The sequence below is a fragment of the Paracoccus litorisediminis genome, from assembly GCF_009711205.1.
Taxonomy (GTDB): Bacteria; Pseudomonadota; Alphaproteobacteria; order Rhodobacterales; family Rhodobacteraceae; genus Paracoccus; species Paracoccus litorisediminis.
This window is the reverse complement of sequence record NZ_WMIG01000002.1, coordinates 84,623-107,604: the sequence shown is the minus strand read 5'-3', so window position 1 is coordinate 107,604 and position 22,982 is coordinate 84,623. Positions and strand designations below refer to the sequence as shown.

Here is a 22,982-nt window from a genome sequence, read left to right as displayed (position 1 = left end):
CGAATTTGACCCTTTTCATTGGAACCAGAAAGAAAGAATTAGCGATTCCCTCTTATATAGGGAGTTAATGATTTAACGAACCACAGCGAGGTGGAGGCTACACTGGGCGGTGTATTGATCATAGGGGTCGCGGTTGCGGCGATCAGCGCGTTGATCGGGGTATTTTACCTTGGCTTGTCGCTGTGGTCGGCGCTGTTGCTTTACTCACTGGTCGGAACGCTGACCACGCTACTGGTCGGGTGGCGCAAGTATAGGTGCGTCACGCATCATGAGGAGTTGCTGAAACACGAGTGAACGTGTTTCAGCAGATTGTCGGGATCAATAGCCGGTGCAGCGCAGAACGACGGTGACGGTTCTGGCGACGATCGACAGGTCATTCGACCAACTCAGTTCGTTTGCATATTTGGCGTCGAAGTTCGCCCGCGCCGCAAAGGTGCTGTCATTGCGATCCGAGATCTGCCACAGGCCAGTGACTCCGGGGCGCAGGTGATAGTAATCCGCGCCGGGATATAGCTGGGCCTGCTCGAGCATCATGGGCCGGGGGCCGACGATGCTCATGTCGCCGCGCAGCACGTTCCACAGCTGCGGCAACTCATCCAGCGAGCTTTTGCGCAGGAAATGCCCGACCGGCGTGATCCGCGGATCTTGCTTCAGCTTCTGGGTCGCGTCCCATTCGGCGCGGGCGACCTCGTCACTGGCCAGATGCTCGGCCAGACGGGCCTCGGCATTCTCGACCATGGTGCGCATCTTCCACAGGCGGAAACTGCGACCCGAGCGGCCGACGCGCAACTGCGAGTAGAACGGCCGGTCACCATGCGCCCAGATCATCAGGACAAGGATCAGCACGACCGGGATGACAATCGGCGCCGCGATCAGCACCGCCAGAATGTCGAGCGGCCGTTTCATATAACGGACATAGAATGAGGAAAGCCCACCCGATTCAGGCAGGGTGGAAGGACTGTTTTGCAGAATCGAGCCGACACGATTCAAACTGGGTGAATCAAACTTGTTCGAGTGCGGCATTTTTAACCCACGGTAATCGATACAAGGGACACTAACTTTACAGTCCTGCAGTATAGACCCGCCCCTGAATAAAACTAGAACGAATTACCGTATTGCCAAAAAGGACAGGTATCTTTGACATCAATGGGTTGCGGCGGGTGTTCTGCTTGACCAAAGGGTCAGGTTGCGCCCCAATCGGTTCCGTGCAGGACGGTGTTCAAAGCCGTTCGGAAGCGTTTCGCCAGGGTCATCGTCGCTTATTGATCCCGTAATTTGGCCCACCTGACCGAAGGGGAAGAATATGTCAGCAATACTGCAGTATCTCTTGTCGGCCTTTTATCTGGGCCACAGTCTGGTCAGTCCAAATCTGCCCGAGATGATGTATGCGGTGCTGGATGATCGGGTCGAGTTCCAGCTGATCAACGGCGCTCCCCTGGAGATCAACTGGAACGACAGCGCCACCGCTCAGGGCGTTGACGGTCGCAAATGGCTGGCCGCCAATCCCGTGGATGCGATCGTCATCACCGAGCGCGTTCCAGTTCTGACCACGATGCAGTGGCACCACAGCGCCGATTATGCTGCGAAATGGGTCGAGCTGGCGGCCAAGACCAATCCGCATGTCAAATCTTACCTTTACGCGACATGGGACGATATCGACGACGCGCAGACCGGCACGACACGCACCTGGCGCGACCGGATCGTCAGCGACATGGCGCATTGGCAGGCCATCGCCAATGATACCAATGCGAAACTGCCGCAGCTCGAAATGCCGATGCGGATCGTTCCGGCCGGGCTGGGTATGGTGCGGCTGCATGACGCCATAGCCGAGGGGAAGGTGCCGGACAGCACCTCGATCCGGGATTTCTTTCACGACGACATCCATCCGAACCACAACGGTTTCTATTACGTCACAATGATCCATTATGCGGCGCTCACCGGAAAATCTCCGGTCGGATTGCCTTCGACGCTGATGGGGGCGGGCGGGCCCTATCCGCCGGTGCCGAAGGATCTGGCCCTGGTGCTGCAACAATTGGCGCAGGAGACGGTCGAGGAGTTCCGCGCCAAGGGCGGCTAGCGTCCGCGCGCCCAGCCCTGATCCTGCCTGCCCATGCGCACTGCCAGCGCGACAGCGGCATAGCTGGCAAAACCCACAGGGTCGCGCAGGGCAAGGCGCTTCAACTGCGATCTTGTCGGGCGGACATGGCCCTGATTGGCAAGAAATTGCGGAAAGAGGCGGGCGATTTCGGCCACGCCGCGGTCCTGTCTGCGGCGCACCCGGACCAGAGGACCGAAGCCCTCGACGATGGGCCAGAAATAGGGTTCGTCGACCAGAAACCGCTCGGATTCCGAAAATTGCAGCCGCACGAAGGTGTCGTCCGAGATGACCTGCGGGAACGCGCCCCAGCGTTGCCGGCCAGTGGCATTGACCGCGAATAGCCCGGCTCCGGTCACGCCTTCGGTGACAAAGGGCAGGCTTTGCCAGAAACGGGCATAGTGGCGTGAGACGAAGCTTTGCGCCGGGGCGACGACCAACCTGCCACCGGCATATCGCGGCGCGGGGACGTCCAATACCGTGACCAGACCAGAGATCAGCCGGGGTGACATGCGGATATCGGCATCCAGATAGACCCGAATCCCATCATGTGCGCAGGCATCACCGTGGTTCAGCGCCCCGATCTTGCCGCCCTGCGCCAGTTCCTCGACCCGCAGGGACCAGCCACGCGCGGTGAAATCGCGGGTTCGGGCATGTGCCTGTGCAGCGGTGTCGTCGTGGCAGCCATTGGCGATGACGATGACGTCCAGCGGGCCGGAATGGTCCTGCTGCAGGATGCTGTCGAGGCAGGGGCCGATATAGCCTGCCTCATCATGGGCGGGGATGAGGATGGTGCAGCCGGTCATTTATACTCGATCAGCCCTGACCGCCGCCCGATCAGGCGGCGCAAGTGAAACTCCAGCGCGCCGCGAGCCTCGGGAAACTTGCCCAGCACGGTATAAAATGCCCGTTTCCAGCGCTCGGGGCGGTGCGGGTCGCGCAGGGCGATCCGTGCCATCTGCGCCGGATAGATCAGAAGCAGCCACCAGAACAGCGGCGTGATCATTGCGCCCAGCAGGATGATCAGCGGCAGGCCAATCCCCCAAAGCAGCGCGCGCCGGGTCTCGCGGCGCCAGAACCCTTCGGGATCGTCGCGATGACGCCAGGAGACCTCGGCAAAGGCGTGGCCCGCGCGGCGCGCGCGGCGTGCCCATTGCGCGTGCCGCAGCATGGCAGCGTCGTGGATGGTCATGGGGGCGTCGATGCGCCGGATCGTCCAGCCCGCCTGTCGCATGCGCAGGCACATCTCGGGTTCCTCCCCGGCGATCAGGCTGGGGTCAAAACCGCCGATCTGTGCCAGTGCAGCACGGCGCACCAGCATGTCGCCGCCGACCGCTTCGGCGGGACCGACCGGCGTGTCCCATTCGGCGTCGCAAAGCCGGTTGTAGATCGAGGCCTCGGGGTGCAGCTCGCGCCGGCGACCGGCGACGATAGCCAGCTTCGGGTCGGATTGCAGCGCCGCCAGCGCGGTCGTGATCCAGCCCGCCTCGACCTCGCAATCGCCATCGACGAACTGGATGAACTCGGCATCATCCGCGCCGGCCAGCCCGGCATTGCGGGCGCGGGCCGCGGTAAAGGGCAGGGACATGTCCAGCGGGACCACCTCGGCCCCCAGCGCGCGGGCGCGACTGACGCTGTCATCGGTCGAACCCGAATCGACATAGATGATGCGCCCGACCTGTGGCTGCAGCGAACGCAGGCAGCGCAGCAGGCGTTCGCCCTCGTTCCGGCCGATGGCGATAGCGATCACCGCCCCGGACGACGCCGCCGGACCATTCTGCCTGTCCTGTTCGCCAAGGGGCGTGATTTCTGTTGTCGCGCTCATCAACGGGACGCTAGCATGCCGCTGTCGGCAGTGTCATCGACGCGCGGATGACCCAAAGGCGGCGCAGTGATTTCCAGAGGCAGAAGGGCCACAGTATTGCAGGCCGAGACAGACAAGACTTCGGACAGGCCCACCTCCAGCGCAATTGCCACCCGCTCCGCCGGGTTGCGCGTGTCCAGCAGCTATATTCGCCGCGAGGCGTCACGCAATTCTGCCGACATCCGCCACGCCAAGATCGTGGGCGAGCGTTTTGCGATTCTGCGCACCCGTATCCTGCGCGAGATGCGCAAGCATGGCTGGCGTCGGCTGGCCGTGGTGCCGCTGACCAAGGGGGCAGGGGCGACCACCGTCGCCCTGCAGCTTTCGCTGGCGCTGGCGCGGCAGAAACATACCGAGGTGATCCTGGTCGATCTGGATCTGGCCCGGCCCAGAATTGCGGCCGCTTTGGGGATACCCGAAAGCGATCAGGTTTCGGAAATACTCGTGGAAGGACGCGACATCATCGACATCACTGCCATTGTCGAGGAACTGCCCAATCTGTGGGTGGTGGCCCCCGGCGGTTCGGAGCCCGACGCGGCCGAATTGCTGCAGGACGAAAGCCTTGCCTCGGCCATGAAGATCTGGCGCGGTTTGCGCCCCGATGCGATCGAGATCATCGACACCGCCCCCTTGCTGGGGGGCGATGCGGCGCTGGCGACCCTGCCTCTGGCCGATGCGATCCTGTTGGTGGCCGATGGCCAGAACGGGACGGCCGCGGACATGATCCAGGCCGAGCGGCTGCTCAAGGACATGCCTCCGGTCATGGGCGTGATCTTGAACAAGTCCGAAGATTGATGAGCGGCGCGAGGGTTTAAGGTCTTGGGTCCGATACAATCCTTGCAGGATCTCATCTCGATGCTTTGGCGGCGCATGCCGCTGATGCTGACGATTGTCGTCGTGGGAATCCTGATTTCATTCCATCTGATCGTGTCCTCGCCGAAGGTCTATGAATCCTCGGCGCTGATCCAGATCGACACCTCGGCTGCGGTCGATCCGAACAGCGATTCCTCGCTGCCGGCCTCGCGCCGGGTGCAGCTGATCGAGCAGCGCTTGATGGCGCGTTCGAATATCCTTGAGGTCATCAAGGAGCTGGAGCTGTTCAAGGACGCCCCGCAGCTGAGCGATTCCGAAAAGATCAGCGCGCTGCGCACCACCACGCGCATCGACAGCGTGTCCAACCCCGGCGTATCGACGGAATCGCGCATGTCGCTGGCGGCCATCGTCATCACTTCGCGGGCCGAAACACCCGCCACAGCGGCGGCCATCGCCAACTATTTCGCCAATAGCGTCGTCAATCGTGACCGCGAGAACCGTCAGGCCCGGATCAAGGAAAGCCGCGAATACCTGACCAATGAAGAGGCCCGGACCAGCGACGCACTGTCGGCGCTGGATCGCGAAATCGCTGCCTTCAGCACCCAGAACGAAGATGCCCTGCCGACTTCGCAGGAAAACCTGGGCATCGAACTTGCGCAGCTGAATGAGACCGAGAACACGCTGGACCGCGAGATCATGGCGCTGCAACGCGATCAGCTGACGCTGGTGGCGGGTGGCAATACCGCCGCCGAACGCTCTGCCTCGACCATCGTCCAGCAGATCCGCAATGCCGAGGTTGAGTTGGCGCAGGCTCGCCGCACGCTGGCCCCCGACCACCCCGAGATCAAGCGGCTCGAAGACAACCTGAAGCGCCTGAATACTGGCGATGAGGCTGTGTCGGAAATCGTGCGCCGCCAGCTTGAACTGAACGAGGCGCAGCTGAGCAATCTGCGCGGCCAGAAGGCGCGACAGCAACAGCGTCGCCAGCAGATCGAACAGGCGCGCGCCCGTTCGCCGCAGGTGGCCGAGAAGCTTGAGGCGATGAGCCGCGAACAGCGCCGCCTGCAGGACCGCTACAGCGAGGTGTCGCGCCAGTTGGCACAGGTCGAAACCCAGCAATTGCTGATGGATAACGACCAGACCGAGCGTTTTGTCATCCTTGAAAAAGCCGTGCCGCCGGAATACCCGGCCTTTTCGAACCGCAAGAAAAGGGCGGCGATGGGTGCAATCGGCAGCTTTGGTCTGGCCGCCGTCATCGCCTTTGCGCTTGAGCTGATGAACCCGGTCCTGCGCCGGACCGAGCAATTCGCCAAGCTGACCGGCACCCGCCCGGTGGTTTCGCTGCCCTATCGCAAGAGCCGCCGCGATCTTCTGCGTGGCAAGCTGCGCATTACCTATATGGTGGTCCTTCTGGTCGTAGGGGCCTTTGTCGCGCTGTGGCTGTTGGGCAAGATCCCCGGCCTGCCATCGCCCAGCATCGTGGCGACGCCCACGGATGGGCTGGGATAATGACCAGCGAGCTTCCGGTCGAGGTCCAGCAGGAAGCAGCCGAGGCGCCGCAGGGGCGCAGCATGGCCTCGCGGGCTTTGGGCAGTGGGGCATGGTCGATGCTCAGCTTTGGGCTGGGTCAGATCATGCGGCTGGCCTCGAACCTGATCCTGACGCGGATTCTCAGCCCTGACGATTTCGGCCTGATGGCGCTGGTTTCCAGCTTCATGATCGGGCTGGCCATGTTCAGCGACATGGGAATCGCGCCTTCGATCCAGCAAAGCAAGCGCGGCGACGACCCAGCATTTCTGGACACCGCCTGGACGATCAAGGTCATCCGCGGCTTCATCCTGTTCGCCGTCTCCTGCGCAATGGCCTGGCCGCTGGCGCTGTTCTACGACATCCCGGCACTGGCATGGGTGTTCCCGGCGGCGGCTTCGTCGATGCTGGTCGGGGGCTTTGTCTCGACCCGGATCGATACGGCGGCGCGGCATCTGCAGGTCGGGCGGCTGACGTTGGTCGAGTTGCTGAGCCAGTTGATCGGAATTCTGATCACCGTCGGCGCCGCCCTGATCCTGCGCGATGTCTGGGCGCTGGTCTGGGGCATCGTTCTGGGTGCCTTCGTGCAGTTGCTGATGATCCGCTACATGCTGCCCGGCCATGTCGACCGCTTCCGCATGGAGCCAGAGGCCCGCAATGAGATCGTGAAGTTCGGCAAATGGATTTTCTTCAGCACCATTTGCGGCTTCCTGCTGTTTCAGGGCGACCGGCTGATCCTGGGGCGGGTGCTTAATCTGGACCATCTGGGCGTCTATAATATCGCCCTTTTCCTTGCCAGCGTGCCCAGCCAGCTGGGATCGGCCATTGCCGGGCGGCTGTTCATTCCGATGTATCGTGAACATCCCCCGTCCGAGAGCGAGGCCAACCGGCGCACGATGCAGCGCACGCGCATGGGTTTCACCCTGCTGCTGCTGTCGGTGGGAATCGTGTTGGCTCTGGTTGGACCCTGGCTGGTCGATCACCTTTACGATCCGCGCTACGCCCGTGCCGGGGGCATTCTTGTCGCCATCGCCTCGATCCAGCTGCTGATGTGCATCCCGCTGAATTACGAAAGCGCGGCCTTGGCGACCGGGGATTCGCGGGCCTTCTTTGTCATGCAATCCAGCCGTGCGCTGATCTATTTCTCGCTGGTGCTGACCGGGACCTGGTTCTTTGGGCTGACCGGCCTGCTGGCGGGGCAGGCGCTGGCGCAGATTTTCTGCTATCCGGTCTCGGTCTGGATGGCGCGGCGGCAGAAGGCATGGGACCCAAGGCATGACGTGCTTGCGATCCTGATTGCCGTGGTCGGGGCCGCCTGCGCATTAATCCTGCACCACGACATCGTTTCTCAGGCTCTTTTGCACTGATTTGGCCGCAGTGCAGCAACTTTATGCCCTTCTGCCCGGCTTGACGCTTCGTTAAGGAGGCGGAGCGCATTTCAGGAGGCACAGCATGAGCGACGACAACACCCCCCGCCGGTCCCGCATCACCCCCGAGGAGGCGCTGGCCTATCACCTTGAGCCGCGCCCCGGTAAATATGACATCGTCGCCTCGACGCCCATGGCCACCCAGCGCGACCTGTCGCTGGCCTATTCGCCCGGCGTCGCCGTCCCGGTCGAGGCGATCGCCGCCCGCCCCGAGACCGCCTATGACTATACCGTCAAGGGCAACATGGTCGCTGTCATCTCGAACGGTACGGCGATCCTTGGCCTTGGCAATCTGGGCGCGCTGGCCTCGAAGCCGGTGATGGAGGGCAAGGCCGTCCTCTTCAAACGCTTCGCCGATGTGAATGCCATCGATATCGAGCTGGATACCGAAGACCCGGACGAGATCATCAATGCCGTCCGCCTGATGGGTCCGACCTTTGGCGGCATCAATCTTGAGGACATCAAGGCGCCCGAATGCTTCATCATCGAGCATCGCCTGAAGGAACTCATGGACATTCCGGTCTTCCATGACGACCAGCATGGCACGGCGGTGATCTGCGCGGCGGGCCTGCTTAATGCGCTGGAACTGTCGGGCAAGAAGATCGAGGACGTACGTATCGTCCTGAACGGCGCGGGTGCTGCCGGGATCGCCTGTCTGGAACTGCTGAAATCCATGGGCGCGCGGCATGAAAACTGCATCATGTGCGACACCAAGGGCGTGATCTATCAGGGCCGCACCGAGGGCATGAACCAGTGGAAATCGGCGCATGCGGTGAAAACCGACCTGCGCACGCTGGAACAGGCGATGCAGGGTTGCGACGTGTTCCTTGGGGTTTCCGCCAAGGGGGCCGTGACGCAGGCGATGGTCATGGCCATGGCCGAGAACCCGGTGATCTTCGCCATGGCGAACCCCGATCCGGAAATCACCCCCGAAGAAGCCCATGCCGTCCGTCCCGACGCCATCGTCGCCACCGGGCGTAGCGACTATCCCAATCAGGTCAACAACGTCCTTGGCTTCCCCTACCTGTTCCGCGGCGCGCTGGACATCCATGCCCGCGCCATCAACGACGAGATGAAGATCGCCTGCGCCCATGCCTTGGCGAAGCTGGCGCGTGAGGATGTGCCGGATGAGGTCGCCGTCGCTTACGGTCGCAAGCTGCAGTTTGGCCGCGACTACATCATCCCGACGCCCTTCGATCCGCGCCTGATCCATGTCATCCCGCCCGCCGTCGCTCAGGCCGGGATGGAGACCGGCGTCGCCCGCCGCCCGATCATCGACATGGAGGGTTACGTCCAGTCGCTGAAGGCCCGCATGGACCCGACCGCCGCCGTCTTGCAGGGCATCCATGCCCGCGCGCGTCAGGCGCAGGCCCGGATGATCTTTGCCGAGGGCGACGATCCCCGCGTGCTGCGCGCCGCCGTCGCATGGCAGCGCGGTGGCATGGGCCAGTCGCTGGTTGTCGGCCGCGAGGCGGACGTCAAGGAAAAGCTGGAAGCCGCCGGTCTGGGCGATGCGGTGCGTGAAATCACCGTGGTCAACGCCTCGAACTCGCGCCATCTGGATCAGTATCACGACACGCTTTACGCGCGCCTCCAGCGCAAGGGCATGGACCGCGAGGACATCAACAAGCTGGCCAATCGCGACCGCCATGTCTTCGCCTCGCTGATGCTGCTGCATGGGCATGGCGACGGGCTGGTGACCGGGGCCACGCGCAAGAACGCGCATGTTCTGGCGCAGATCGGCAAGGTCTTTGACGTGACCCCCGCCGATGGTGCGGTCGGCATTACCGCCGTCCTGCACAAGGGCCGCGTCATCCTGATCGGCGACACGCTTGTCCATGAATGGCCCGAGGCCGAGGATCTGGCCGATATCGCGACCCGCGGCGCCCATGTTGCCCGCGGGCTGGGGCTGGACCCGCGCGTGGCCTTCCTGTCCTTCTCAAACTTCGGCTATCCGGTCAGCGAACGGGCGGTGAAGATGGCCCATGCCACCGAGGTGCTGGACGCCCGCAAGGTCGATTTCGAATATGAGGGCGAGATGACCGTGGATGTGGCGCTGAACCCGGCGCAGGCGGCGAAATATCCGTTCTCGCGCCTGACGGGTCCGGCGAACGTGCTGGTGGTTCCGGCGCGTCACTCGGCCTCGATCTCGGTGAAGCTGCTGCAGGAAATGGCGGGGGCGACCGTGGTCGGCCCGATCCTGACCGGGGTGCCCGAGCCGATCCAGATCTGCTCGACCGGGTCTTCGGTCAACGACATCCTGAACATGGCGGCCATTGCGGCGGGGCGTCTGGGTCAGGTGAAATAGGGGGCTCTGCCCCCATCGCCTGCGGCGATTCCCCCGGGATATTTCGGCAAGAAAGAAGACGCGCGCCCCGGTCTGGTGGCGCGCGTTTTCGTCAGTCTGAGGGGAAACATTCGCCCCGATCGGCCTGACGCTGGCGCTCGCGGAAGCGGGTGCGGTCGGCATCGCTGTATTCGGTGGCGCAGCGGTGGCAGCAGACGCCTTCCTCATATTCGGGGCGGGCACGGTCGTCGGGGGCGAGCGGGCGGCGGCAGGCGTGGCAAAGGTCGTAATGACCTTGTTTCAGCCCGTGACCCAAGCTGACGCGCTTGTCGAAGACGAAGCATTCGCCCTGCCACAGGCTGTCCTGTTCGGGCACCTCTTCGAGGTATTTAAGGATGCCGCCCTTGAGGTGGTAGACTTCGGGGACGCCCTCGCCGAGCAGGAAATTCGTCGATTTCTCGCAGCGGATGCCGCCGGTACAGAACATGGCGATGCGCTTGTTGTGGAATCTGTGCGCATTCTCGCGCCACCAGTCGGGGAAGTCGCGGAAGGTTTTCGTTCCCGGATCGACGGCCCCGGCAAAAGTGCCGATCTCGACTTCGTAATCGTTGCGGGTGTCGATGATCGCGACATCGGGGTCGCTGATCAGCGCATTCCAGTCCTGCGCCTCGACGTAATGGCCGACCGAGGCCAGCGGGTCCACGTCGGGCTGGCCCATGGTCACGATCTCGCGTTTCAGGCGGACCTTCATGCGGCCAAAGGGCATCGTATCCGCGCTGCTTTCCTTCCAGTCGAGACCCTCGCAGCCGGGCAGGGCGCGGATATGATCCAGCACCGCGTCAATGCCCGTGCGCGGGCCGGCGATGGTGCCGTTGATCCCCTCGCGCGCCAGAAGCAGGGTGCCCTTGACGCCCAGGGAACAGCAAAGCTTCGCCAGCGGTCCCTGCAGGCTTGCAGGATCGGGGAAGCGGGTGAAATGATAAAGTGCGGCGACGGTGAACATGGCAGGGACTTAGACCCGACGCGCCCGCCGTTCAAGTTCTTGGCATTGACGCCCCCACGGCAGAACCCTACCACAGCCTGAAAAGAGGAGGGCGCCATGGCGAGAACCTTGATCGTCGTAGATGTGCAGGTCGACTTCTGTCCCGGAGGAAAGCTGGCCGTCGCCGGCGGGGATGAGATCGTCGAGCCGATCAACCGGATGATGGCCGATTTCGATCATGTGATCCTGACGCAGGACTGGCATCCGGCCAATCATTCCAGTTTTGCCGACAACCATCCGGGCGCGATGCCGTTTTCGCTGACCCAGATGCCCTATGGCCCGCAGGTGCTGTGGCCCGCGCATTGCGTCATCGGCACGCCCGGCGCGCTTTTCCATCCCGATCTGGACGTGAACCGGGCTGAGACGGTGATCCGCAAGGGTTTCCGCCCCGCCATCGACAGCTATTCGGCCTTCTATGAAAACGACTACTCGACGCCGACCGGGCTGACTGGTTATCTGCGGGACAGGTTCCTTGAGGACCTGTATTTCGTGGGCCTTGCGCATGATTTCTGCGTTGCATGGTCGGCCATCGATGCGGCGCGGCAGGGCTTCCGGGTCAGCGTCATCGAGGACGCCACGCGGGCCATCGACCTGAACGGCTCGCGCGAGGTGGCGCGGCAGAACATGCGCGAAGCGGGGATCAGCCTGATATGATGATACCTACGGTCGATATTGCGACGCGGGTCTATAACCACAAATGGAAGATCGACCCGATCGTCCGTTCGCTGATCGACACGGATTTCTACAAGCTGCTGATGTGTCAGTCGGTGTTTCGCAATCGCCCCGACACCAATGTCACCTTCAGCCTGATCAACCGCACCACCCGCGTCCGGCTGGCCGATCTGATCGATGAGGGCGAGTTGCGCGAGCAGCTGGACCATGTGCGTGGGCTGTCGCTGACGCGCGGCGAAAGCACATGGCTGCGCGGCAATACATTCTATGGCAAGCGCCAGATGTTCCGCTCGGACTTCATGGAGTTTCTGGAGAACCTGCGCCTGCCCGCCTATCATCTGGAAAAGCGCGACGGCCAATATGAGCTGACCTTCGAGGGCCGCTGGCCCGAGGTCATGCTGTGGGAAATCCCGGCGCTGGCGATCATCATGGAGCTGCGTTCGCGTTCCGTCCTGAAGGACATGGGCCGGTTTGAGCTGCAGGTGCTTTACGCCCGCGCCATGACCCGTCTTTGGGAGAAAATCGAGCAGCTGCGAGAGCTTGGCCCCGATCTGCGCATCGCCGATTTCGGCACGCGCAGGCGGCATGGCTTCCTGTGGCAGGACTGGTGCGTGCAGGCGATGATCGAGGGCTTGGGCGACAAGCGCTTTACCGGCACCTCGAACTGCCTGATCGCCATGCGCCGCGACATCGAGGCGATCGGCACCAATGCCCATGAATTGCCGATGGTCTTTGCCGCACTGGCCAAGACCGATGATGAGCTGCGTCAGGCGCCCTACCGCGTCCTTGCCGATTGGCATGAAGAACACGACGGCAACCTGCGCGTCATCCTGCCCGACACTTACGGGACCAAGGGCTTTCTGGAGCATGCGCCGGACTGGCTGGCGCAATGGACCGGCATCCGCATCGATTCCGGCGATCCGGCCGAAGGGGCGGAAAACGCCATCGCATGGTGGAAAAGCCGGGGCGAGGACCCGCGTCAGAAGCTGATCATCTTCTCGGATGGGCTGGATGTCGAAAAGATCAAGGAACTGTTCCAGCGCTTCCACGGCCGCGTGAAGGTCAGCTTCGGCTGGGGCACGCTGCTGACCAATGATTTCCGCGGGCTGGTGCCGGGCGACGGTCTTGCGCCGTTCTCGCTGGTCTGCAAGGCGGTGGCGGCCGAGGGCAACCCGACCGTCAAGCTGTCGGACAATCCCGGCAAGGCCACTGGCCCCGCGGACCTGATCCAGCACTACCGCGACGTCTTTGACGTGGGCCAGCAAAGTGCGATGGACGTGGTCGTCTGAATGAAACGGCCCGGCGGAAAGCCGGGCCGTTTCAATTACAACTGGTCGCGCCAGCGGTTGACCAGCGGGTAGCGCCGGTCCAGCCAGAAGGCCTTGGTCGAGATGCGCGGGCCCGGTGCGGCCTGATAGCGCTTCCATTCGCTGCCATAAAGCAGGGTCTCGACCCGCTTCACCGTTTCGGGGTCGAAGCCTTGGGCCACCAGATCCTTCAGCGCCAGATCCTTTTCGACCAGCCCTTCAAGGATCGCGTCCAGCACCTCATAGGGGGGCAGGCTGTCTTCGTCCTTCTGGTCGGGGCGCAACTCGGCCGACGGGGGTTTGGTGATGATCTGCGGCGGCACGACCTCGCCCGCCGGACCCATCATCCAGTCGCGATGGTTGTCGTTGCGCCAGCGGCAGGTCTGGAAGACGCGGGTCTTGTACAGGTCCTTGATCGGGTTGTAGCCGCCCGCCATGTCGCCATAGATCGTGGCATAGCCCACTGCGACCTCGGATTTATTGCCGGTGGTCAGCAGCAATTCCCCGAACTTGTTGGAAATTGCCATCAGCATCACGCCGCGCAACCGGGACTGGATGTTTTCCTCGGTCGTGTCGGGCTTGGTGCCTGCCATCAGATGGGCCAGCGCATCGCCAACGGCATCGCGCGCCCCTTCGATATGGACAGTGTCCAGACGCGCGCTCAGCCGGGTCGCGGCATCGGCGGCATCGTCAAGGCTGGCCTGAGAGGTATATTCGCTGGGCAGCATAACGCAGCGCACGTTTTCCGGCCCGATCGCATCGCTGGCGATGGTGGCGACCAGTGCGGAATCGATGCCGCCCGACATGCCCAGCACCACCCGCTTGAAGCCCGACTTGCGCATGTAGTCGCGCAGGCCAAGGGTCATGGCGTTGTAGTCCTGCTCCCATTCGTCGGGCTGGTGATCCAGCCGCCCCGGTACGGCGCGCCAGCCTTCGGGGCCGCGCGCGAAATCGACATGCTCGATGATCTCATCGAAAGGGGCCAGCTGCACGACCTTGACCGCACCGCCATCCTCGCCGGGGTTCAGCACGAAGCTCGCGCCGTCATAGATCTGGTCATCCTGCCCGCCGACCGAGTTCAGGTAGACCAGCGGCAGGTCGGATTCGACGACGCGCGCAACCATATGGCCCATACGCAGGTCCAGCTTGTTGCGGTGATAGGGGCTACCATTCGGAACGATCAGGATCTCGGCCCCGGATTCGCCCAAGGTCTCGGCCACATCGGGCCACCATGCATCCTCGCAGATCGGGCTGCCGATGCGGATGCCGTTCAGGCTGTAGGGACCCTGCAGCGGGCCGTGATCGAACAGGCGCAGCTCGTCGAACAGCTGCTTGTGGGGCAGGTCGTGCTTCAGCACGCGGGTCAACACCTTGCCGTCTTGCAGCACCCACCATGCGTTATAGAGCTTTGCCCCCTCGGCATATGGCCCGCCGATGCCAATGGCGGGACCGTCGGCGCAGTCGCGGGCCAGTTGCTCGATCTCGGCCATGGCGTCGGCGGTGAAGGCCGCCTTCAGCACCAGATCCTGCGTCTGGTAGCCGGTGATGAACATCTCGGGCAGGACCAGAAGGTCGGACCCGGCCTCGCGCGCCTGTTCCCATGCGGCGCGGGCCTTGGCGGCATTGCCCGGCAGGTCGCCCACCGTGGGGTTCAACTGTCCAAGGGTGATGCGAAACCTGTCGGGCATGGCTCAGTCCTTTCGAAATTGCAGGATTTAGATAGGCCAGTGTGCGCGAAAGGAAAAGTCGGGCTTTGCGCCCAGTGCAGGCTTGCGGTAAACCGGGCCAAAAGAACCATAAGCCAGAGGCGGGACCGATGAAGGCAGCCATTGTCGCTTGCGTAATGCTTCTCGCCGGCACCTCGATGGCCGGGGCGCAATCCGTCGTGACCAAGCAATATGACGACGGCGGTGTCTATGAGGGCACGTTCCGCAATGGCAAGCAGCACGGGCGCGGCACCTATAAGCTGCCCTCGGGCTATGAATATACCGGCGATTGGGTCGAGGGCGAGATTCTGGGCCGGGGCAAGGCGACCTATCCCAATGGCTCGGTCTATGAGGGCGACTTCGCCAAGGGCAAGCCCAGCGGCAAGGGCAAGATCACCTATGCCGATGGCGGCAGCTATGAGGGCGACTGGCTGGACGGCCAGATCACCGGTCAGGGGATCGCGCATTACGCCAATGGTTCGGTCTATGAGGGCGGCTTCATCAACGCGCTGCATGACGGCAAGGGCGTGCTGACCCAGCCCAATGGCTATCGCTACGAAGGTGGCTGGAAGCAGGGCGTCAAGGAAGGCCGCGGCAAGATCACCTATCCCGACGGCGCCACCTATGAGGGCGAGATGAAGGCCAACCAGCGTGCCGGTCAGGGGAAGCTGGCGATGTCTGATGGGCTAAGCTACGCGGGCGGCTGGTCTGCCGGGCAGATGTCGGGGCAGGGCAAGCTGATCCAGCCCTCGGGCGACAGCTATGAGGGCCGCTTCGCCAATGGCCGCCGTGAGGGGCGCGGTATCGCGGTCTATGCCAATGGCGACCGCTATGAGGGCGATTTCCGCGCCGACCGTCGCTCGGGTCAGGGGACGTTCACCGGCACCGACGGTTATATCTATACCGGCGACTGGGTCGATGGACGGATGGAGGGGCTGGGCCGCATCACCTATCCCGACGGTTCGATCTATGAAGGCGCGTTGAAGAATGACCTGCCGGAAGGGCGCGGGCTGATCACCTATCCCGACGACGCGAACTACGAGGGCGACTGGCTGGCCGGCGTCATCGAGGGGCAGGGCGTCGCCAAATACGCCAATGGCCTGGTCTATGAGGGCGGCTTCAAGCGCGGCCGCAATGAGGGGCAGGGCCGCATGACCTATCCCGACGGCTATGTCTACAATGGCGCATGGCGCGACGGGCAGCGTCATGGTCAGGGTCAGGCGACCTATCCCGATGGCACGACCTATGACGGCTCATTTGTCGCGGGCATGCGGCAGGGTCGGGGGCGGCTGATCGCGCCCGACGGCTTCCGTTATGAAGGCGGCTGGAACAAGGGCGAGATCGACGGCGAGGGTGTCGCGACCTATGCCAATGGCGATGTCTATACCGGCCATTTCGTCGCCGGTAAGCGTCAGGGCAATGGCGTGATGAAATACGCGACCGGTCAGATCGCGGCGGGAGAGTGGCAGGATAACAGTCTTGCCAAGCCCACCCCGGTCGATGGCGTGGCCTCGCAGGGCGAAGCCCCGGCGGCGACGCCCGACGCCACCGTGCCGGCGGAACCCAAGCAGGACCCGCCGGCCTGAAGCGCGTCAGATGATCGCGCTGTCCCGGCTTTCGGGCCAATGGGCAAAGGGCAGGACGCGCCCGTCCTCGCGGCTTTGGCGGATGCGATCCAGATCGATCTTGGCCTTGACCCAGCCGGGGCGGTCCATCTCGCCCTCGGCCAGAATCCCGGTTTCCGGCCAGAACCCGTCTGAGGGGGCATAGATCGCGGCCATGCCGCGGTTCTCGTCGATGGCGGGGTTCCAGTCGCATAGCCCGACCGTGGGCGAATGGACGACGACGCATTGGCTTTCCAGCGCCCGTGCCATCGCCCCGATCCGCACCCGGTTGAAGCCCGCAACCGTGTCGGTGCAGGAGGGCGTCAGGATCACCTCGACCCCCGCTTCGGCCAGCTGCCGCGCCAGCAGGGGGAATTCGCTGTCATAGCAGATCAGGATGCCCAGCCGGCCCACGGCGGTGTCAAAGACCCGCAGGCCCGGCGCGCTTTCGACATGCCAGTCCTCGCGCTCGAAGCGGGTCATGATCTGCTTGTCCTGATGGCCGATGCGGCCTTCGGGGCCAAACAGCACCGCGCGGTTGAACGGGCGCTCACCGGCAAAGAACGGCCCCGAGGCGGCAAGGATATGGATGCCATGCGCGGCAGCCAGTTCGGCATGCAACGCGTCGCGCGCGTCATTGTGGCGGGCGACCTCGTGCAGAGAGGCCTCCAGGTCGGCGGCGATGTCGTGCCCGCCCAATGAGGCCAGCTCCATCGCGCCATATTCGGGAAAGACCAACAGGTCACAATCCGACGCAGCCTCGACCCAGCGGGTCAGTTTCGCGCGATAGGCGTCGAAATCGTCGAACCAGTCGAAATTGTAAGCGGCGGTGGCGATCTTGATTTCGCGTGTCACAGGGTTTTCATCCAGAATTGCAACGGCTTCTTGGTCGAAACCGGCGCGTCGATGTCCTTCCAGTCGAACTCCGCGACGACGCCGGAAAGGGGTTCATAACCCCTTTTGCGCCAGAAGTCATCCAAGGGGCGGTAATCCGCCGGGCGCAGCGGGTGATCCGCAGGCCGCTGCACGCTGCAAAAGGCGCTGTAGCGGCGGCCGATGGCACGCGCCTGCGCCTCGCGCCCATCGAAAAAGGCGTGGCCCAGACCGCGCCCGCGATAGTCGCGCAGCAGCACCGATTCCGCGCAATAGAAGATCTGTTCCAGCGGCTCGGGGCGTCCGGAAAAGGCTGCGGCGAAATCCTCGGCGTGATGTTCCATCGGTGCGCCGGTGGCCGCGCCGACCATGCGGTCGCCGTCATAGGCCGCGACGACGACCGCACCGGGGGATTGATAGGCCCGCAGATACTCGCGTTCGTAGTCCACGTCGCCGTCATAGAGATAGGGCCAGTCGCGAAAGACCGCGATGCGCAGCCGTGCCAGATCATCCAGCACGGCGGCGACCGCTTCTCCGGTCAGGGTCCGGGTGGAAATCACGCGGAAACCTGCTGCGTCCAGTCGGCCAGATTGTAATAGGTGGTAAGGCGCGCGATCTTGCCGTCGCGGATGGTAAAGAAGGTCCCGGCGGGCAGGACATAGGTCTGGCCCTTGGCCTCGGGCAGGCCCTCATCGGTTTGCAGATAGGTCCCGTTCACCACGAATTCCGCCGCCGCGCGGTCGCCCGCCTCATTGGCGAAGATCACGATATCCGTCAGAACTTCCTTGTAGCTGGCGGTCATGTGCGCGTTGAATTCGCGGAACAATTCCTTGCCGCGGCGGATCTGGCCCTCGTTCACGTGATGCTCGATCTGGTCATGCAGATAGGTCAGCATCTCGTCGGTGCGACCGGCGTTGAAGGCGGCGTAATAGGCGGCGATCAGGGCTTTGGTATCCATGGGCATCCTCGTCAGGTTCGGGAATTTCTACCCGCTGCGCCCCGGCGCGTCACCTGCATCCTTAGGATGAGGTGGCGGGCGTGAACCGGCTGGTGTAGCGATAGGCCAAAGCAAAGGAGCCCGCCCATGTCCAACGCCGAACCGATGCCCTTCCGCCAGATCGACTGTTTCAAGGCCTATGACGTGCGCGGGCGGCTGGGCTCTGAGCTGGATACGGATGTGGCCTATCGTGTCGGTCGAGCCTTTGCGCAGTTGCGCGGTGCGCGCGAGGTGATCGTGGGGCGCGACAGCCGCGCGACCTCGCCCGAACTGGCAGCGGCGCTGATCCGTGGGCTGATCGAGGGCGGCGCGAATGTCCGCGACCTTGGTCTTGCCGGGACCGAGGAAATGTATTTCGCCACCGCCCATTACGGTGCGGATGGCGGGATCGAGGTCACCGCCTCGCACAACCCGATCGACTATAACGGCATGAAGCTGGTCGGGCCGGGCGCCGCGCCGCTGGACCCCGAGACCGAATTCGCCGACCTGGCCGCTTTGGCCCGGTCGGGCGCCTTCACCGCAGCCGAACCGGGCCGGGCAGCCGATTTCCCCGAGGCCCGCGCCGCCTATGCCCGCGCCGTCGTCGATTTCGTCGACATTGCCGCCCTGTGCCCGATGACGGTGCTGGTCAATGCCGGGAATGGCACCGCCGGGCCGACCTTTGACGCCATCGCTGCCGAGCTTGAGGCGCGGGGCGCACCCCTGCGCTTCATCCGCATCAATCATGATCCCGATTCCAGCTTTCCAAACGGCATCCCGAACCCGCTTCTGCCCGAGAACCAGCCGATGACCGCCGACGCCGTCCGGGCGCATGGTGCGGATCTGGGGGTGGCATGGGATGGCGATTTCGACCGCTGCTTCTTCTTTGACGCGCAAGGCGACTTCATTCCGGGCGAATACATTGTCGGGCTTCTGGCCGCGGCGTTTCTGGAAAAGCATCCCGGAGAGCGGATCGTCCATGACCCGCGCGTCGTCCTGAACACCCGCGCCATGATTGCCGAGGCCGGAGGCGAGGCGATTCAGGCCCGCACCGGACACGCTTTCGTCAAGGGCGCCATGCGCCAAAGCGGCGCGATCTATGGCGGCGAGATGTCGGCCCATCACTATTTCCGCGATTTCGCCTATGCCGATAGCGGCATGATCCCGTGGCTGCTGGTGGTCGAGCTGATCTGCCGCAAGGGACAATCCTTGGGCGAGCTGCTGGCGCAACGGATTGCGGCCTATCCGTCCTCGGGAGAGATCAATTTCCGCCTGACCGATCCCGATGCCTCGATCGCGCGGGTGCTGGCGCATTTCGCGCCGCAGGCCAGCAAGCGCGACGATACCGACGGTATCAGTCTTGAATTCCCGGAATGGCGCTTCAACCTGCGCCGCTCGAACACCGAGCCGGTGGTCCGACTGAATGTCGAATCCGCTGGCGACGCCGCACTGGTCACCGCGCGCGCGGCTGAAATCGGCGTGATGCTGACCGGGGTTTAGTCCCCGACCATGCCCAGTGGCACGGATCGCTTCACGTGGGGCAATCGGGGGTGTTGCGTTGGAGGGGTGCAAGACGGCCCCCGACTGACAACTTGTCCGTGACGTCGCGGTCACCGAGGCGTTGGAACGACCACGGGCGATGGGCCTTCACCGGGTTCGGGCCACCTGCCGGTCAATGGTCGGGTCCCGACAGGGGGGCATTTGCTGGCAACGACCTACCCAGTCATGCCGCGTTCAACCTGAGCTGGATGTGGCTACAGCAGGAAATCCCCGGCTGTAAGGTCGGCGACATTCCCCAACCCGATCCTGAGATCGGATACGCGGTCGCCGTTCAGGTCGATCTCGACGGTTAGGCCTAAAGCTCCTCCGGTCGTCAGCCGCACTTGACCTGCCGCCGAGAACTCGGCCCGACCGATGAAGTCCAGATCCATGCCACGCAGATCCAGATGGTCGGCACCTCGAGTGAAGTCGGTGATGACATCGTTGCTGCGGTCGAAGTCCTCTGCTGCCCGGAACAGGAACAAATCGGCCCCGGCCCCGCCAGTCATCCGATCCGAGCCGGTCCCACCCCTTATCCAGTCGATATCCCTTCCCCCGACGATCAGGTCGTTTCCTGTCCCGCCGGACAGCTGATTACGCCCCCCGGTCACCATCGCAGCGCCGCTGCGGATGGTGTCGTTTCCTGCACCCCCGTCGATCGTGTCGAAGCCGCCCATGCCTTGGATTGAATCGTTCCCGGTACCACCAAGGATGCTGTCATTGCCACTATCGGCGACGATCAGGTCGTTTCCGTCATCGCCTTGGATCAGATGATTTCCCGGTCCGGAACGGATCGAGTCGTTCCCAGCCCCGCCAAGCAAGGTGTCATTGCCTATCTCACCCGACAGCGAGTCATTACCGGCGTCACCCAGCATCCGGTCGTTGCCCGTTCCACCCACCATCCGGTCATGGCCCAGCCCCCCGGACAACGTGTCATTCCCGTCATCACCATAAATCAGGTCGTTGTCGTCCCCGCCGGCAAGCAGATCGTGACCGGTAGCTCCTCTGACGGTGTCATTTCCGTCGCCCGCATTCACCGAATCGTGGCCCATACCACCATTGATCGAATCGTTGCCGATATCGCCCCAGATCCAATCATTCCCGTCGTCACCCGCCAGAGTGTCATTGCCCGACCCGCCGTTCAGATTGTCATGTCCCGATCCACCCGACATCCGATCGTGCCCGTCATTTCCGTTAAGCCGGTCATCGCCGGTCCCGCCGCTCAGGCGATCACTTCCTGCGCCACCATGCAGAGTGTCGTTGCCTGCACCCCCGTCCAGACTGTCGGAGCCAGTGCCCCCGGCAATGCTGTCGTGACCATTCCCGCCGAAGATCGAGTTGTTGCCCAGCGAATCGACAATCGTGTCATTCCCGTCCTCGCCATAGGTCCGATCGTTTCCGGCCTGACCAAGCAAACGATCATTGCCCACGCCGCCATAAAGCGTGTCATCCTGATCGCCGCCCAGAACTGAATCGTTCCCGTCGCCACCGCGCAGCAGATCGTTGCCGTCATCGCCTTGCAGGCTGTCGTCCCCTGCTGCGCCTTGAATCGTATCGTTGTCGTCGCCGCCATAAAGGCGGTCGTCACCGCCCTGGCCGTTCAGCAGATCGCGCTCTGCATAACCGAGGACGTTTGAGCCGTAGCGCCCCGCCGTCATGTTGTCGGCGCCCGCCGTTCCGATCAGGATCGTGCGCATCCCACTCACCTCGTAATGGGCGATGGGGAACATCGAGTTGTTGAAGGCGTTCGCGTTCAGGCCTCGGCCGTCGCGGGTCCTGACCTCGATTTGCGTGTCGCCAAAGGTGATGGTGATGCCAAAGCTTTCGCGGCGGAAGGTCAGTTGCAGGGTGCTGCGGATCATACCCAGATTGGCCAGATCCAGCCGGTCCACCCCCTGTTCGTAATCGGTGATGGTGATCTTGCCGTTGATCCTTGAAGCGACGAACAGATCGGCCCCGTCGCCTCCGGTCAGTTGAACCGGGTCGGGCCCGGCGATCAGTATGTCATCGCCTGCGCCGCCAAGGATCCGGGTGGTGCCCTGTCCGGCCTGCAGCATGTCCGAACCCGACGTGCCGGTATATTGCCCGGCGGGCAGAATCCGGGTCTCGCCCAGCTGTCCCGGATCAAAGGTGAACTGGGTGATCCCGCGTTCCGTCCGGGATGAGACGAACAACGCGACCTGCCCATTCATCGCGATGGCCGAGATGGCCGAGACATCCTGCAAGGTACGGTCGGCGGTATCGCTTAGCGTCGCCAGATGCAGCAGATGCCCGTCGGGCTGGATGGTGAAGACCGAGATCCCGTCATCCGCGCCGCCCACGATGATATAGCTGCGGCCTCCGACCTCGACCGTCTCAAGCGCGGTGATGCGGCTGAAGCGGGTGCCCAACTCGTCCAGAATATGGTCGGCATGGCTGAGATTGCCGTTGTAATCCAGCCGCAGCACCGTCAGCGATGAGCTTTGCGTCGATCCGACCAGCAGATAGGTGATGCCGGCAACCCGCACCGTCTCGATCTCGGCGGGGCCGTTGATGCCATAGCCCAAGGCGACGCTGACATACTGGATCTGCCCCAGACTGCCATCGGCATTGACCAGCTGCGCTGCGACATAGTTTCCCAGCGCCGAGGTCGTCAGGATGAAGGTGCGGTCGCCCAGCGTGGCGATCTCGACATCGCTGATTTCGACGCCCTGAACCGCCGGACCGACCGGCAGCTGCGCGCGTGAGATCGAACTGACGCTGCCGTCCGCGCCGATGCGCCATGTCTCCAGCAGGGTGCTGCCGTTTCGCGTCGTGTAGAGAAGGGTCGAGCCCCCGATCTCGAACGCGCCCAGATGGGTGACGGTCGTCGGCAAGGCGCTGCCCGAGGGCGAGACGGGACCGTTCAGCAAACCGCCCGACGCCAATACGAAGCCATCGGTCCATGCCGCGCCGACCGCCGTCCCGAACACTGCAAGCCCATTGCCCCAGGGCAGAAGCGCCACCTCGGGCGCGTCGAGATAGCCTGCGGATGGCGGATAGGCCTGCGTCGCCATGATCCGCATCGGCTCATCGGCGGCGGTCAGGCGAAACGAGGCCAGACCCGCACCCAGCTGGGTCGCGCTGAACAGATAGGTGCCCGTCGCGGTCTGTCCGATCTGAAGATCGCTGATATTGGTCACGAAAGCCGGATAGCGACCGACATAGGTCGTCACCTGACGGATGCTGAACATGACCGAACCCCGAAACTGAACCTGTTGCCCGTTAGGCT

Annotated in this window: 19 protein-coding genes; 10 read left to right on the top strand and 9 right to left on the bottom strand. The window is 63.4% G+C overall.

Features of this window, described 5'->3' with window-relative positions; all coding sequences use genetic code 11:
• The first annotated feature begins 114 nt into the window (after nucleotides 1-114).
• A complete protein-coding gene (locus tag GL300_RS05890) occupies nucleotides 115-294 on the top strand; it encodes a hypothetical protein (protein WP_225612088.1) in 180 nt (59 codons plus the stop codon).
• A 24-nt stretch (nucleotides 295-318) separates the two neighbouring features.
• On the opposite strand, the gene GL300_RS05885 is transcribed toward GL300_RS05890, so the two are convergent.
• On the bottom strand, nucleotides 319-906 hold the full coding sequence (locus GL300_RS05885) for a sugar transferase (protein WP_225612087.1): 588 nt from the start codon (nucleotides 904-906) through the stop codon (nucleotides 319-321).
• Nucleotides 907-1,303: 397 nt separating this feature from the next.
• Between GL300_RS05885 and GL300_RS05880 the strand changes: the two genes are divergently transcribed.
• The gene (locus tag GL300_RS05880; RefSeq protein WP_155038668.1) at nucleotides 1,304-2,077 is read left to right on the top strand and encodes a hypothetical protein; all 774 of its coding nucleotides are present in this window, start codon (nucleotides 1,304-1,306) and stop codon (nucleotides 2,075-2,077) included.
• On the opposite strand, the gene GL300_RS05875 is transcribed toward GL300_RS05880, so the two are convergent.
• Nucleotides 2,074-2,901: a glycosyltransferase family 2 protein gene (locus tag GL300_RS05875; RefSeq protein WP_155038667.1), complete on the bottom strand. Its 828-nt coding sequence runs from the start codon at nucleotides 2,899-2,901 to the stop codon at nucleotides 2,074-2,076. The two genes, GL300_RS05880 and GL300_RS05875, sit on opposite strands and share 4 nt — an antisense overlap.
• Nucleotides 2,898-3,920, bottom strand: a complete 1,023-nt coding sequence (locus GL300_RS05870; RefSeq protein ID WP_155038666.1) for a glycosyltransferase family 2 protein — start codon at nucleotides 3,918-3,920, stop codon at nucleotides 2,898-2,900. Before GL300_RS05870 ends, GL300_RS05875 begins: the two co-directional genes overlap by 4 nt.
• A gap of 96 nt (nucleotides 3,921-4,016) precedes the next feature.
• On the opposite strand from GL300_RS05870, the gene GL300_RS05865 reads away from it, so the two are divergent.
• The 4 genes from GL300_RS05865 (at nucleotide 4,017) to GL300_RS05850 (ending at nucleotide 10,034) form a co-directional block, all read left to right on the top strand.
• Entirely contained in the window at nucleotides 4,017-4,754 is a 738-nt protein-coding gene (locus GL300_RS05865; protein ID WP_155038665.1) for a P-loop NTPase family protein, read from the top strand.
• A 24-nt stretch (nucleotides 4,755-4,778) separates the two neighbouring features.
• Nucleotides 4,779-6,281, top strand: coding sequence for a GumC family protein (locus GL300_RS05860; protein ID WP_343042906.1), 1,503 nt, complete (start codon nucleotides 4,779-4,781; stop codon nucleotides 6,279-6,281).
• Nucleotides 6,281-7,666, top strand: coding sequence for an oligosaccharide flippase family protein (locus tag GL300_RS05855; RefSeq protein WP_155038663.1), 1,386 nt, complete (start codon nucleotides 6,281-6,283; stop codon nucleotides 7,664-7,666). Before GL300_RS05860 ends, GL300_RS05855 begins: the two co-directional genes overlap by 1 nt.
• A gap of 85 nt (nucleotides 7,667-7,751) precedes the next feature.
• Nucleotides 7,752-10,034 carry an NADP-dependent malic enzyme gene (locus tag GL300_RS05850; protein WP_155038662.1) on the top strand — a complete coding sequence of 761 codons (2,283 nt, stop codon included), beginning with the start codon at nucleotides 7,752-7,754 and terminating at the stop codon, nucleotides 10,032-10,034.
• Between the two features lie 91 nt (nucleotides 10,035-10,125).
• Here the strand turns inward: GL300_RS05850 and trhO are convergent, their stop codons facing one another.
• Nucleotides 10,126-11,016, bottom strand: coding sequence for an oxygen-dependent tRNA uridine(34) hydroxylase TrhO (gene trhO / locus GL300_RS05845; RefSeq protein WP_155038661.1), 891 nt, complete (start codon nucleotides 11,014-11,016; stop codon nucleotides 10,126-10,128).
• A gap of 96 nt (nucleotides 11,017-11,112) precedes the next feature.
• On the opposite strand from trhO, the gene pncA reads away from it, so the two are divergent.
• Together pncA and pncB are read left to right on the top strand one after the other, a co-directional pair.
• Nucleotides 11,113-11,709, top strand: coding sequence for a bifunctional nicotinamidase/pyrazinamidase (gene pncA, locus GL300_RS05840; RefSeq protein WP_155038660.1), 597 nt, complete (start codon nucleotides 11,113-11,115; stop codon nucleotides 11,707-11,709).
• The gene (pncB, locus tag GL300_RS05835; protein WP_155038659.1) at nucleotides 11,706-13,016 is read left to right on the top strand and encodes a nicotinate phosphoribosyltransferase; all 1,311 of its coding nucleotides are present in this window, start codon (nucleotides 11,706-11,708) and stop codon (nucleotides 13,014-13,016) included. The genes pncA and pncB overlap by 4 nt, the downstream gene beginning before the upstream one ends.
• A 35-nt stretch (nucleotides 13,017-13,051) precedes the next feature.
• Here the strand turns inward: pncB and GL300_RS05830 are convergent, their stop codons facing one another.
• Nucleotides 13,052-14,722: an NAD+ synthase gene (locus GL300_RS05830; protein ID WP_155038658.1), complete on the bottom strand. Its 1,671-nt coding sequence runs from the start codon at nucleotides 14,720-14,722 to the stop codon at nucleotides 13,052-13,054.
• Between the two features lie 128 nt (nucleotides 14,723-14,850).
• Here GL300_RS05830 and GL300_RS05825 point away from each other — a divergent pair, with 128 nt between their 5' ends.
• Nucleotides 14,851-16,326, top strand: a complete 1,476-nt coding sequence (locus tag GL300_RS05825; RefSeq protein WP_155038657.1) for an MORN repeat-containing protein — start codon at nucleotides 14,851-14,853, stop codon at nucleotides 16,324-16,326.
• A gap of 6 nt (nucleotides 16,327-16,332) precedes the next feature.
• On the opposite strand, the gene GL300_RS05820 is transcribed toward GL300_RS05825, so the two are convergent.
• From GL300_RS05820 to GL300_RS05810, 3 genes are read right to left on the bottom strand one after another with little or no spacing between them, the layout of a single operon-like run.
• Nucleotides 16,333-17,187 carry a carbon-nitrogen hydrolase family protein gene (locus GL300_RS05820; protein ID WP_343042951.1) on the bottom strand — a complete coding sequence of 285 codons (855 nt, stop codon included), beginning with the start codon at nucleotides 17,185-17,187 and terminating at the stop codon, nucleotides 16,333-16,335.
• A gap of 8 nt (nucleotides 17,188-17,195) precedes the next feature.
• Nucleotides 17,196-17,777: a GNAT family N-acetyltransferase gene (locus GL300_RS05815; RefSeq protein WP_343042905.1), complete on the bottom strand. Its 582-nt coding sequence runs from the start codon at nucleotides 17,775-17,777 to the stop codon at nucleotides 17,196-17,198.
• Complete coding sequence (locus GL300_RS05810) at nucleotides 17,774-18,175, bottom strand: ketosteroid isomerase-related protein (protein WP_155038654.1); 402 nt, start codon at nucleotides 18,173-18,175, stop codon at nucleotides 17,774-17,776. The genes GL300_RS05815 and GL300_RS05810 overlap by 4 nt, the downstream gene beginning before the upstream one ends.
• 126 nt (nucleotides 18,176-18,301) lie before the next feature.
• Here GL300_RS05810 and GL300_RS05805 point away from each other — a divergent pair, with 126 nt between their 5' ends.
• A complete protein-coding gene (locus GL300_RS05805; RefSeq protein WP_281353106.1) occupies nucleotides 18,302-19,693 on the top strand; it encodes a phosphohexomutase domain-containing protein in 1,392 nt (463 codons plus the stop codon).
• A 254-nt stretch (nucleotides 19,694-19,947) separates the two neighbouring features.
• Here GL300_RS05805 and GL300_RS05800 read toward each other — a convergent pair whose 3' ends face one another.
• Nucleotides 19,948-22,944, bottom strand: a complete 2,997-nt coding sequence (locus GL300_RS05800; RefSeq protein WP_155038653.1) for a calcium-binding protein — start codon at nucleotides 22,942-22,944, stop codon at nucleotides 19,948-19,950.
• Nucleotides 22,945-22,982: the final 38 nt, after the last annotated feature.